Genomic DNA, 12026 nt, shown 5'->3' with positions numbered 1-12026 from the left:
GGGAACAATGTCCCTCACATGGCAACGCCCTTATGGCGTGGCAGAGTACGTTTGAAAGATCTAGATCGGAGCATGATGGCCAACGAGGAAAAGGACCGCCCAGCGGACGACCGCGAGAAGCGTGCGTCACGTCCGCCAGCTGGCGATTCACGGCCCGCGGAAACTGGCAAGTCGAAGGGATACACACGCCCGAGCCGCGATAGCGTAGGCCGGCCGCCGCGGTCCTCGGACGCTCGTCCGCCTCGCACCGATCGGGGCAGTTCCTCCTCGTCGCGTCCACTGAACAGTTCTTCACGCCCGCCCTCGAACGGTGCCGGCGGCTACCGCGGCACGTCGCCTCGTGATGGTGGCGACTCGCGTGGCTACCAGGGCCGCCCCGACAGCGCTGGCGTGGGCCGCCCGGATCGTGGCGGTTCCGACCGTCCGAATCGAGGCGACTCACGCGGCTATCAAGGCCGCCCCGACCGCTCTGGCTCGGACCGTCCTGATCGAGGCGCTCCGCGTCGCGACGGTGGCGATGCACGTGGCTACCAGGGCCGTCCCGACCGCGCCGGGTCCAGTCGTCCGGACCGTGCCGGTGGCGACCGCCCCCCTCAGCGCACTGGCTATTTGGGCAAGGGAGCTCCGAAGCACAAGGGCGCCGCCCAGCGCGATGGTGACGACCGTGCCCCCCGCAACGAGGGTCTAGTCCGTCAGGCGCCCGTCGCTCCCGACATCCCCGACGAGATCACGTTTGACCTTCTCGACAAGTCCGCTCGCGCGAGCCTGCGGACGCTGAGCAAGGACAACGCCGAGGATGTCGGCCGCCATCTCGTCATGGCGGGCAGGCTCATCGATATTGATCCCGAGCGCGCCTATCAGCACGCACAGGTTGCGGTGGCCCGCGGCGGTCGCGTTGACATCTGCCGCGAGGCCGCGGCGCTTACCGCCTACGCCACCGCCCGGTACGCCGATGCCTTGCGCGAGTTCCGTACCGTGCGTCGACTCAATAGTTCGAGCGAACACCTGCCGCTGATGGCCGACTGCGAGCGAGGGCTTGGACGTCCTGAGCGCGCCATCGCGCTCGCTCAGGAGCCGGAGGCCCAGAAGCTGTCGGCAGAGGCTGCGGTGGAACTGCAGATCGTCATTGCGGGAGCACGTCTGGACATGGGTAACGCCGAGGCTGCGCTGATGACGTTGAGCCGCATCGAGACCAAGAATTCCGACGCGCGGGTGAGGATCTCTGAGGCCAAGGTCGCGGTGCTCCGGGCCCTGGAGCGCAATGACGAGGCCGACAAGATTCAGGCAAGTCTCCCCGTAGAGGGGGAGAGTGAGCCCACTTGGGCCGACGAGGTGTATCTCTATGACACTGAGGAACTCCCCGAGCCACTGGAGTACGTCGCGTCCGACGAGGAATCCGGCACCGCTCAGGACTCCAGCAACGACGAGGAGCCTAGGAATGTCTGACGCCACGTTGCACGGCACCACTAAGCCGTTGCAAGAGTTCTTTGATGTCGCGCTCGTCGACCTGGACGGAGTCGCTTACAAGGGGCCAGACGCGATTCCGTCAGCGCCTCCCGCGTTAGCGCAGGCGCGTGGTGCTGGCCTGCAGTTGATCTTTGTGACGAACAACGCCAGCCGCGAGCCGGAGGAGGTCTCGGGTCAACTGAGCAGCCTTGGCATTCCGACGGAGGCTACGGAAGTGATGACCGCCGCCCAGGCTGGCGCGATCATGCTCACCGAGCACGTCGCGAAGGGCTCACGCGTGCTGGTGATCGGAGGCAAGGGACTACGCACGGCCGTGGCCGCCGCCGGCTACGACGTGGTCGACAGCGCGGACGATGCTCCGGCGGCCGTGATTCAGGGCTATGCGCCGAACATTGGCTGGAAGGATTTCGCGGAGGCGACGTACGCGATCCACGGCGGCGCACGCTTCTTCGCGACCAACCTGGACATGACGCTGCCCACGAATCGAGGAATGGCGCCTGGCAATGGCGCGCTCGTGGGTGTCGTGGCGACCGCGACCGGGGTGACGCCCCTCGCCGCAGGCAAGCCCGAGCCTGCGATGTTTCACATGGCGGCCGAGCGCACTGGAGCCCAACGCCCACTAGCAATTGGCGACCGACTGGACACCGACCTCAAGGGAGCGCGGGCGGCGAACATTCCGGGTTTGATGGTGCTCACCGGCGTGAATGATGCCCGTGATGCGCTACTGGCGCCCGCGGATCAGCGCCCCAGTTTCATCGGCGCGGACTTGTCCTGCCTGGCTGAGGCACACCCGGAGCCCTGCGTGTCCGGCGAGTGGGTTCACGTGGGTGAGGCGCGTGCGCGGGTCACGGAGGGACACCTCCTCGTCGACGGTGGCACCGATATCGATCGCGTGCGCGCGGCTTGCGTCGCGGCTTGGGCGGCCGCCGATGCCGGTCAGAAGGTCGTGGTTGAGACCTTGCCCCACCTGGGAGTAACCTTCTGAGCATGGCTGACATCAACGATTCCCGCACCACGCTGGGACAAGTCGAGTACCCCGCTGAAGTTCGTGAGGCACTCAAGGCAGTAACTGAGTTGCCTGAGGACCTCGACGAGCAGGCGGAGTTCTACGACAAGGTGCAGGACGCCCTTGCCTCGCGGCTCCGCGAGGACTCCTAAGCACTCGATGCGCCTCGACCTCGCGGTCGTGGCTCGCGGCTTGGCTCGTTCGCGAACCCACGCCCAGTCCCTCATTTCGGCCGGATCGATTCTGGTCGACGGCGCTGTCGCGTCTAAGCCCGCGCTCACTATCCGTGACGGCGTGACCATTGAACTTGCGGGACCAACCGACCACTACGTCTCTCGCGCCGCCCACAAGCTCATCGGCGCTCTCGACGAGTGTGAACCGCTCGGGCTCGCGATAGCCGGCCGAGTGGCGCTCGATGCCGGCGCGTCCACTGGCGGCTTCACGCAGGTGCTGCTTGAGCGCTCTGTTGCCCATGTGACGGCGGTTGACGTAGGTCACGACCAGCTCGCCGACCAGGTTCGCGCCGACGACCGCGTGACCGTGGTCGAGGGCGTCAACGTGCGCGAACTCGAACCAGGAAGCCTGCGCGATGACACCAATCTGGTGGTCGCGGACCTGTCATTTATTTCACTCACCATGGTGATCCCCGCGCTGGTGGGAGCGGTCGCGCGAGCCTCGGATTTTGTCCTGATGGTGAAACCTCAGTTCGAGGTGGGGCGCCAGAAGCTTGGCAAGAATGGCATCGTCACCGACCAGGGCGATCGCGCCGATGCCGTGGCTGGGGTGGTCACCGCCATGCGTTCCGCAGGGCTCACCATTCACCATGTGTCCCGCAGCGCGTTACCGGGTCCGCACGGCAATGTGGAATTCTTCGTGTGGGGCTCGTCGGCATGGCAGGCTGGGGATGTCGGAGATGCCAGCGACAATGAATTGGCCGACGTGACCGGGGCTCGTGAACGTCCGACTCTTGATGCCAGTGCCGCCGCGGCGGCGATCGACCGCGAAGTAGCGAAGGGGTAGTGATGACACGCCGCATCCTCATTGTGGTCAATCCGCACAGAACCGAGACGGTCGAGGCGGGTCAGGTGGCCGCGCGTGCGCTTGAGGCTGAGGGAGTCGAGCCGTGCTTCGACTTCAATCCCGGCGTGAGTGAGCCCATCGAGGCGGCCATGGTGCTTGGTGGCGATGGCACCATGCTGCATGCCGCCCACGTGACGCACGGCACCAAGATCCCACTGCTCGGCGTCAACCTAGGCAGGGTGGGCTTCCTCGCGGAACTCGAGCGTGACGACGTGGCGCACGCCGCAGCTCGGCTCGCGTCTGGCGACTATCACATCGAGGAGCGACGCACGCTGCAAGTGACGGTCATCGACCCTGACGGCGCGCGTCACGAGGGCTGGGCCCTCAACGAGGCGACCCTCGAGCGCACCGATCTGCATTCGACGCTAGAAGTAGCGGTCGAGGTGGATGGACGCCCCCTCTCGACCTTCGGATGCGACGGCGTGATCGTGTCCACCGCCACCGGCTCCACCGCGCACGCGTTCTCAGCTGGAGGGCCCGTGATGTGGCCAAATGTGGATGCATTGCTGTTTGTTCCACTGTCCGCCCATGCGCTCTTCGCGCGGCCATTGGTGGTGGGGCCTGATTCCTACTTTGCCGTTGAGGTGATGGAGGGAACTGCGTCACCGGGCAACGTGATCCTTGACGGCTCGCGAGGCATCGATGTGCCGCGTGGAGGCCGCCTCGAGGTACGCCGTGGCGACGAGACGGTGCTGCTGGCGCGCACCAACGACGCACCGTTCACCGAGCGGCTGGTCAAGAAGTTTTCGCTTCCCACCAACGGGTGGCGCGGCGAACGCCCGTCACGCGCGAACATGCCCCCTGACGAGGACGGCTGACCGTGCTTCACGAACTGTCCATCGAAAACCTCGGAGTCATCCAGTCGGCACGAGTCACCTTTGGTGCCGGGCTGACGGTGCTCACGGGGGAGACCGGCGCGGGCAAGACCATGGTGTTGACCGGGCTGGGGCTGATCCTTGGCGGCAAGCCCACGCCCACCGCAGTACGCACCGGGGCAGACGAGGCCGTGGCACAGGCCGTCCTCGACGTCCCCGCTGACTCCCAGGCGCGGGCTGCACTGGCCGATGCTGGGGCCGAGCTTGAGGACGACGGCACGGTCATCGTCGCGCGCACCGTCGGCGCTACTACGCGATCACGGGCGATCGTCGCGGGGCGTACCGCGCCTCAATCTCTCCTCGCTGACATTGCGTCGGACCTCGTCACGGTCCACGGTCAGAGTGATCAGGTACGCCTGCGCTCTGCAGCGCGCCAACGCGCGACGCTTGACGAATATGCCGGACCAGAGCAGCAGCGCTTGCTCGACGACTACCGGGCCGCCTGGGCCGCCTGGGGCGATGCGAAGGCGGAACTCGAGCGCATGGAGTCCGGAGCCCATCAGGCGCGCGCGGATGTGGCGAGACTTCGCGAAGATCTGATCGCGATTGACGCGGTGGATCCGCAGCCCGGTGAGGACGAGGCTCTCAGCGCCGAGGCGATGGTGCTCGAGAACGCCGAATCGGTTCGCAGCGGGGTTGCGAAGGCGGGCCAGGCGATCGACAACGATTCTGACGAGATGTCTCTGGTGGCCGCGATCGAGGCCGCCCGGCGCGCACTCGGCGATGCGGCTCGTCACGACCCGGTGCTTGCCGAGCACGAGAAGCGCCTGGCTGAGATGGGTTACGCCGCAGCCGACATCTCGAGCGACCTGGTGCACTACCTCGACGCGCTCGACGCCGATCCCGGCCGCCTGGAGGCCCTCAACGATCGCCGCAGTGCGCTCGCCTCGCTGGGCCGCCGCATCGGCCGCGATGTGACGGGAATCTTGGAGTACGCTGCCGACGCGCGTGAGCGGGTCGCGGAGGACGACGCGTGGGACGAGACGCTGATCCAGCGCCGCGAGGACGTCGAACGAACGAACGCCGCGGTCATCGAACTCGCGGGCAAACTTTCTCATGGTCGGTCGCGTGCATCCACGGCGTTGGCAGATGCCGTCAACAATGAGTTGGGTCAGCTGGCCATGCCTGACGCCCGTTTCGAGATCGACGTGGAGCCGGTCGAGCCGGGGCCATCGGGAGCGGATGCCGTCGTCATGACGCTTGCCGCGCACCCAGGCACCGCACCACGGCCGGTGGCGGAGGCAGCATCGGGCGGTGAATTGTCTCGCATCATGTTGGCGATCGAGGTGGCACTAGCGGATCGTGCCGCAGCCCCCGGCCACACATTTGTCTTCGACGAGGTAGACGCGGGAGTCGGCGGCCGTGCAGCTATCGCGGTCGGCAACAGGCTTGCGGCCCTCGCCCGCACGCACCAGGTGATCGTCGTGACGCACCTCGCCCAGGTCGCCGCCTTCGCAAACACCCACGTCGTGGTGCAGAAGTCGACCGATGGATCCACGACCACGACGGCCGTCGTCGAGGTGACGGAGGCAGACCGCGTGGCAGAGATCGCGCGCCTGTTGTCTGGGCAGGAGGACTCGGCTACGGCACGCGCCCACGCGCTTGAGCTACTGGAGGCATCCGCCGTGGCACGATAATGCCATGAGCAAATTCTCGCGCCGCAACGAGTCCGCGGGCAGTGATTCCCCGCTTAACGGAACGGCCCGAGTGGATCATTCGATCACGGCGTTGACGCGGCGATTGCGTCGTGGTGACATCGCGGTGATCGACATCCTTGACCTCGACGAGCGCACCGCATCTCAACTGTCGGCGTGCCGCCCCTCCGCGGTGATCAACGCGCAAGAGTCGATTTCTGGTCGCTACCCGAACGGCGGACCCACAGTGTTGGCGGAGGCATCGATTCCGCTGATCGATAAGGCCGGCGCGGACGTCATGAACATTCGCGACGGCTCTCGCATCCGCATCGACGGTGACGCAGTATTCCGTGGGGACACGCAGCTGGCTAAGGGGGAAATCCTTACCGATGAGGCTCGGGAACAGGCTCTTGCCGACGCGGCCCAGAACATGCACGTGCAACTCTCCGCGTTCACCGCGAATGCGATGGATTATGTCGAGCGCGACTCCGCGCTGATCCTTGACGGCCGTGGATTGCCCGCCGTCGACGTCGACCTCGAAGGCCGTCACGTGCTGATCGTGACCGGCGGGATGCTCTACGCCAAGCAACTCAAGGACATCCGCACCTACCTGCGCGAACGCAAGCCCGTCATCATCGCTATCGGTGATTCGGCAGACGCCGCCATGGAGCACGCGTACGCCGCGAAGATCATCGTGGGTAACGTCGAGTCGGTTTCCGAGCGGGCTATGCGCGCCGCCGCGACTGTCGTCGTCCACGACCCGGCTGGCGCCGATGCGGGCATGACGCGCGCCGATGCACTCGGCGTCTCGCGCACCACGTCCGACGCGGGCATCGCCAGCAGCGACCTTGCAGTGCTTCTCGCACACGCCCAGGGCGCAGAGGTGATCGTGACGGTGGGCATGGAGAGTCGACTTATCGACTATCTGCAGGGGTCGAGTGACCTCAACGCCGGTACGTTCCTGACTCGGCTGCAGGCGGGTGGGGGACTCGTGGATGCCCGTACGCTTGCACAGGTCTACCGGCACCGCTACTCGCGATGGACGGTGTTCGGCCTGGTGGCCGCTGGGTTCGTTGCCCTCGGTCTGGCGTTGGCGGCCACCCCGGGTGGTCGCTCGTGGGTCTCTTCCGCATGGGAGAGCGTGTCCACCTGGTTGGGTCTGTCGTGAAGCACGACCGCCGCGGGTGGGTAGTCCCCGTCGTGGTGGCAATGTTCGCGATGGCCATCGGTCTGGTGCTCGGTTCGGGTCCGCTGCGCACCGCACTTATCGGTTCGCTCGGCGCTCAGGTGGACTCGCTCGAAGATCAAGTCACCGCTGCTGAACTCGAGGCTGATCGCGCGAACGTCACCAACGACTATGGCGACGACTGGGTGGCCGGCACCGCGCCACAGCTGCTGGGCACCACCCTGGCGGGAGGCAATGTCGCCTTCATTTCCGTCGACAACGCGAACGCCGATGCCGTGAGTAGTGCGCAGGGCTATGTTGAGCAGGCGGGTGGCTCGGTGGCGGCTTCGGTCACCATCGAATCGCTGTGGACAGACCCCAACCAGTCAGCCTTCCGTGCGGCCCTCGCACCGCAGCTCGCACCCTCCATCTCCGGGCTTGACGGCACCGAAAGCGTCGACGAGCTTTTCGCCCAGGCCCTCGCGCAGTCCCTGCTGCCGCCCGCAGCCGGCGTCGACGACGGGGAACAACAGGTGCCGCCAGACGCAGCGGCAGAGGACCACGCACAAGTGCTGTGGACGCTGCTGACGGATGCGGATCTGGTGTCAGGCACACGGGAAGGGCCCGCCAACGCAGTGGTCATGGTGGCGGGGGAGACTCCGGCCGTCGACGATGAATCAAGCCTCCAGGCCACCGCGAACACCACCCTCGCCGGTGTCTTGACCCAGTATGAGGTGGCGGTGGTGGCCGCGAATGGACCCGATGCCCCAGGTGACCTCGTGTCTGATGTGCTTGCCGATGCCGATGGTTTAGCCCAGCGAATATCTACCGTCTCGTGGATCGAGACGTCGTTTAGCCAGGTGAGCGTCGCGCTCGCCTTGCGCGAGCAGTTCGACGGCTGGGTGGGGCATTACGGCCCCGGTGACGGTTCCGCGGCCGCTCCGCCGCCCATCGGCGAATAGTGCCGTTTCAACGGTAGCGACGGGGCAGTTGGCCCCGACACGCCCAGTGCGACACGCCCGGTGCGAGCACGGAGATGGGGGCGGCCCCGACGAGTTCTGAGAAGTTTTGTGCGGCGAGTGAGGTTTTTGGCGCGGCTTGGGTCTCGCTCGGGGCCGCGCGGTGATAGCGTTGAAGCCCGTGGAGAGAACTAGATTTTCGTCCGGATCGGACCATGTCACCCGTCACATCTTTGTTACGGGAGGCGTTGTTTCCTCCCTCGGAAAGGGTCTGACGGCTTCGAGCCTCGGCCGACTTCTCCGGTCCCGTGGGTTGCGGGTGACGATGCAGAAGCTCGACCCGTATCTGAACGTGGACCCCGGCACGATGAATCCCTTCCAGCACGGCGAAGTCTTCGTGACCGATGACGGTGCCGAGATGGACCTGGACATCGGCCACTACGAGCGTTTCCTCGACGTGAACTTGGCGGCCTCCTCGAACGTGACCACGGGTCAGGTGTACTCGCAGGTCATCGCGAAGGAGCGTCGCGGCGAATACCTGGGCGACACCGTTCAGGTCATCCCGCACATCACGGACGAGATCAAGCGCCGCATGCGCGCCCAGGCCAGCCCCGAGGTCGACGTCATCATCACCGAGGTCGGCGGCACCGTGGGCGACATCGAGTCCCAGCCGTTTCTTGAGGCCGCGCGACAGGTGCGCCACGAGGTGGGCCGCGACCACGTGTTCTTCTTGCACATCTCGTTGGTGCCCTACATCGGCCCTTCCGGCGAACTGAAGACCAAGCCCACGCAACACTCGGTGGCGGCTCTTCGCAGCATCGGCATCCAGCCCGACGCGATCGTGTGTCGCTCGGACCGTGACATCCCGCAGTCCGTCAAGAACAAAATCGCGCTGATGTGTGACGTCGAGGACCAGGCCGTCGTGACCTGCAAGGACGCGCCCAGCATCTACGACATTCCCAAGGTGCTGCACTCCGAGGGCCTCGACGCCTACGTGGTGCGTCGCCTCGACCTGCCCTTCCACGACGTCCAGTGGGGCGCCTGGGATGACCTGTTGCGTCGCGTCCACTTCCCCAAGCACGAGGTGACGGTGGCGCTGGTTGGCAAGTACATCGACCTCCCCGATGCGTACCTGTCGGTGAGCGAGGCGCTACGTGCCGGCGGCTTCAAGCACGACGCCCGCGTGAACATCCGCTGGGTCGCGTCCGACCGTTGCGCGACCCCTGAAGGTGCCCAGGAGGCGCTCGGCGAGGTTGATGCGGTGCTCGTCCCCGGAGGCTTCGGCGTACGCGGCATCGAGGGCAAGCTCGGAGCACTCAAGTTTGCACGCGAGAACAAGATCCCCACGCTCGGCATTTGCCTCGGCATGCAGTGCATGGTGATCGAATACGCGCGAAACGTCGTTGGTCTCGAAGGAGCCTCAAGCTCCGAGTTCGACGACAACCCCGCGCACCCCGTGGTCGCGACCATGGAGGAGCAGCTCGAGATCGTCGACGGCAAGGGAGACCTGGGCGGCACCATGCGCCTGGGTGAGTACCAGGCCGTGTTGACCCCCGGATCCGTCGTTGCCGAGACGTATGGCAAGACCACCGTGGGGGAGCGTCACCGTCATCGCTACGAGGTCAATAACGCGTACCGCGAGCAGCTAGAGGACGCTGGCCTCGCGGTATCGGGCCAGTCGCCCGACAGTTCGCTGGTCGAATTCGTCGAGCTTCCACGCGACACCCACCCGTACTACCTGTCCACGCAGGCGCACCCCGAGTTCCTGTCTCGCCCCACCAAGGCACACCCGCTGTTCGCGGGTCTCATCGGCGCTGCTATCACTCAGCAGTCCGACGCCAAGGCTGCGGACGATGCTGTGGCCGCCGGGCAGACCGCCTAAAGGCTCGCTCGATGGCGTCCGATGGCTTCCGGTTGGCTGATGTGCGCGCTCCGCGCCCGGTCACCTCAACCTCGACGGTCTTTGAGGGCCGCGTCTGGAATGTCGACTCGGACGACATCGACCTAGGCGAAGCGGGTCACGTTACGCGTGACTATGTGGCGCACCCGGGCGCCGTGGCGATCTTCGCGCTCAATGAGCGTGACGAGGTCTACCTGGTGCACCAGTACCGCCACCCCGTGCGGAGTGAGCTGTGGGAGCCTCCCGCGGGCCTGCTGGACGTTGAGGGCGAGACCTTGCAGGCCGCCGCAGCACGTGAGCTCTACGAGGAGGCGGACCTCACTGCAGCGACCTGGCATACCCTCGCTGACTTCTACACCTCACCTGGCGGCAGCGCCGAGGCTATCCGGATCTTCCTCGCCCGTGACCTCACCGATGTTCCGGAAGCCGAACGCCACGTCCGCGAGGACGAGGAGGCGGACATGGTGGGACGCTGGGTTGCGCTCGACGACGTGCTTGCCGCAATCGGGCGCGGCGACGTCGCGTGCCCGCCGCTACTCGTCGGATCCTTCGCGCTCGACGCCGCAAGACGTGCCGACTGGGCTACCCTGCGCCCGGCCGACGCGTCCTGGCTGCGCGACTAATCGTCACGACTTCAGTTCCACTACTCGGGACCAGACCTCGTCGCGGTCAACGTTGCCGTCTCGAGCACATGTCCCTCGGTAGCGGCGAGCAGTTCCTCGTGGCTATACCCCGCCTCTAGGTCAACGGTGGCGTCCAGCGCCCAGACTTCAACCGAGTACACGTGATCGGGGCTCATCGGGCACGGCCCAAAGTACTTGTTGTTGCCTAACCCGTTGCGCCCTGTCACCGCCGGCTCTTCCAACTGCTCGCCGCCCTCCAAGGCAAGGGTCTCCGGCGCAATGTTCGCTACCAGCCAGTGCACCCAGTTCTCGTGGGAGGTGTCGAGCATGACGACCGCGTAGGAGCCCACGTCCGAGGGGCCACCTTCCCAGGCGAGGGCCGGGCTCACGTCATCGCCAGAACAGGTCCCCCCGAAGGCATTCGCTGTCATCTCGTCAGGGATCGTTCCGCCGTTCTCAAAATCCGCGCTGGTCACCGTCAGCGGCACCGGATCAGCAGGGGAGCATCCTGCGATAAGGACCAGCGCAAGTGCACTAGCGACGGCGCGTGGTCGGTGGTGAATTCCTCGACTGCGTGGAGGACAACGGCGAGTGACGCCGTCTGGGTTGGCGGTTTTCATTGTGCTGACTCCCAAGAATTGGTCGCGTGAACAGTGGGCGTAACTAAGTTACGAAAACAAAGTTACACCACGCCCGTTACGGTAGGTGTCTATGAGTGACACTTCTATTGGCCGAGACTTGATTCTGGACGCGGCGCGTGACGTCGTGATCGAGCACGGGGCCTCGGGTCTGACCGTGCGCGCGGTCACCCAACGGGCCGGTTGCTCAACGACCGGGATCTACACCCATTTTGGCGGCAAGCAGGGGCTGCTCGACGCCCTCTATTCCGAGGCCTTCGCAGAGTTTCATCAGGCGCTCTATGGAGGCGCGGAATCTGGCAACGAAGTGGCGAGGGTACGCCACGCGATGCGCGCCTACCGAGACTGGGCGCTCGCCAATCCCTCGCGGTACTTGTTGATCTTCGCCTTTCGGGCCAGCGGCTACACCCCGTCCCCGGAGATAGTCGAACCAACCCAATTGACCTTCGAAGCACTCGTTGATTTGTTCAGCGATTTGGTGAGGGCGGGGGCCTTGCAAGGAGAGCCGCGCGCGATCGCTACTCACTTGTGGGCCACCCAGCATGGATATGTGATGCTCGAGCTGACAGGTCCGGGAACACTCACCGACGACCCCGTCGGTGCCTATCGCGAGGGTGTGAGTGCGGCATTGCGGGGTTACAACGCCGTTGAAGATGTGGTGGCAGCCACGTCAGATTAG

The 12026-nt window shown here is 65.7% G+C and carries 12 protein-coding genes; 11 read left to right on the top strand and 1 reads right to left on the bottom strand.

The annotated features are described in order from the left end of the window. The first annotated feature begins 72 nt into the window (after window positions 1-72). The 10 genes from AOP73_RS12115 to AOP73_RS11585 all read left to right on the top strand — a co-directional run bounded on the left by AOP73_RS12115 (window position 73) and on the right by AOP73_RS11585 (window position 10709). Window positions 73-1446 (top strand): hypothetical protein, encoded by a 1374-nt coding sequence (locus AOP73_RS12115; RefSeq protein ID WP_061966158.1) that lies wholly within the window; start codon window positions 73-75, stop codon window positions 1444-1446. Then, the gene (locus tag AOP73_RS11620; RefSeq protein WP_061966156.1) at window positions 1439-2452 is read left to right on the top strand and encodes an HAD-IIA family hydrolase; all 1014 of its coding nucleotides are present in this window, start codon (window positions 1439-1441) and stop codon (window positions 2450-2452) included. Before AOP73_RS12115 ends, AOP73_RS11620 begins: the two co-directional genes overlap by 8 nt. Window positions 2453-2454: 2 nt before the next feature. Next, window positions 2455-2625, top strand: coding sequence for a hypothetical protein (locus tag AOP73_RS12060; RefSeq protein ID WP_160295475.1), 171 nt, complete (start codon window positions 2455-2457; stop codon window positions 2623-2625). Window positions 2626-2632: 7 nt separating this feature from the next. Then, window positions 2633-3493, top strand: a complete 861-nt coding sequence (locus tag AOP73_RS11615) for a TlyA family RNA methyltransferase (RefSeq protein ID WP_084626850.1) — start codon at window positions 2633-2635, stop codon at window positions 3491-3493. A 2-nt stretch (window positions 3494-3495) separates the two neighbouring features. Then, on the top strand, window positions 3496-4371 hold the full coding sequence (locus AOP73_RS11610) for an NAD kinase (RefSeq protein ID WP_061966154.1): 876 nt from the start codon (window positions 3496-3498) through the stop codon (window positions 4369-4371). 2 nt (window positions 4372-4373) lie between these two features. Further along, complete coding sequence (gene recN, locus AOP73_RS11605) at window positions 4374-6065, top strand: DNA repair protein RecN (protein WP_061966152.1); 1692 nt, start codon at window positions 4374-4376, stop codon at window positions 6063-6065. Between the two features lie 4 nt (window positions 6066-6069). Beyond that, on the top strand, window positions 6070-7230 hold the full coding sequence (gene steA / locus AOP73_RS12055) for a putative cytokinetic ring protein SteA (protein WP_061966150.1): 1161 nt from the start codon (window positions 6070-6072) through the stop codon (window positions 7228-7230). Continuing rightward, window positions 7227-8189, top strand: coding sequence for a copper transporter (locus AOP73_RS11595; protein ID WP_061966148.1), 963 nt, complete (start codon window positions 7227-7229; stop codon window positions 8187-8189). Before steA ends, AOP73_RS11595 begins: the two co-directional genes overlap by 4 nt. 178 nt (window positions 8190-8367) lie before the next feature. After that, window positions 8368-10068, top strand: coding sequence for a CTP synthase (gene pyrG, locus AOP73_RS11590; protein WP_061966146.1), 1701 nt, complete (start codon window positions 8368-8370; stop codon window positions 10066-10068). Between the two features lie 11 nt (window positions 10069-10079). After that, on the top strand, window positions 10080-10709 hold the full coding sequence (locus AOP73_RS11585) for an NUDIX domain-containing protein (protein WP_061966144.1): 630 nt from the start codon (window positions 10080-10082) through the stop codon (window positions 10707-10709). A gap of 20 nt (window positions 10710-10729) precedes the next feature. Here the strand turns inward: AOP73_RS11585 and AOP73_RS11580 are convergent, their stop codons facing one another. After that, entirely contained in the window at window positions 10730-11329 is a 600-nt protein-coding gene (locus AOP73_RS11580) for a YbhB/YbcL family Raf kinase inhibitor-like protein (protein WP_084626848.1), read from the bottom strand. A 91-nt stretch (window positions 11330-11420) separates the two neighbouring features. Between AOP73_RS11580 and AOP73_RS11575 the strand changes: the two genes are divergently transcribed. Further along, window positions 11421-12026, top strand: coding sequence for a TetR/AcrR family transcriptional regulator (locus AOP73_RS11575; RefSeq protein ID WP_061966140.1), 606 nt, complete (start codon window positions 11421-11423; stop codon window positions 12024-12026).

This window comes from Demequina aurantiaca (genome assembly GCF_000975135.1).
GTDB classification, from domain to species: domain Bacteria; phylum Actinomycetota; class Actinomycetes; order Actinomycetales; family Demequinaceae; genus Demequina; species Demequina aurantiaca.
This window is presented reverse-complemented; position numbering and strand designations above follow the sequence as displayed.

Excerpts from the sequence above, each read along its gene's own strand:
- AOP73_RS12115 (WP_061966158.1), top strand. The coding sequence starts at position 73 with ATGATGGCCAACGAGGAAAAGGACCGCCCAGCGGACGACCGCGAGAAG.
- AOP73_RS11620 (WP_061966156.1), top strand. The coding sequence starts at position 1,439 with ATGTCTGACGCCACGTTGCACGGCACCACTAAGCCGTTGCAAGAGTTC.
- AOP73_RS12060 (WP_160295475.1), top strand. The coding sequence starts at position 2,455 with ATGGCTGACATCAACGATTCCCGCACCACGCTGGGACAAGTCGAGTAC.
- AOP73_RS11615 (WP_084626850.1), top strand. The coding sequence starts at position 2,633 with ATGCGCCTCGACCTCGCGGTCGTGGCTCGCGGCTTGGCTCGTTCGCGA.
- AOP73_RS11610 (WP_061966154.1), top strand. The coding sequence starts at position 3,496 with ATGACACGCCGCATCCTCATTGTGGTCAATCCGCACAGAACCGAGACG.
- steA (WP_061966150.1), top strand. The coding sequence starts at position 6,070 with ATGAGCAAATTCTCGCGCCGCAACGAGTCCGCGGGCAGTGATTCCCCG.
- AOP73_RS11585 (WP_061966144.1), top strand. The coding sequence starts at position 10,080 with ATGGCGTCCGATGGCTTCCGGTTGGCTGATGTGCGCGCTCCGCGCCCG.
- AOP73_RS11580 (WP_084626848.1), bottom strand. The coding sequence starts at position 11,329 with ATGAAAACCGCCAACCCAGACGGCGTCACTCGCCGTTGTCCTCCACGC.
- AOP73_RS11575 (WP_061966140.1), top strand. The coding sequence starts at position 11,421 with ATGAGTGACACTTCTATTGGCCGAGACTTGATTCTGGACGCGGCGCGT.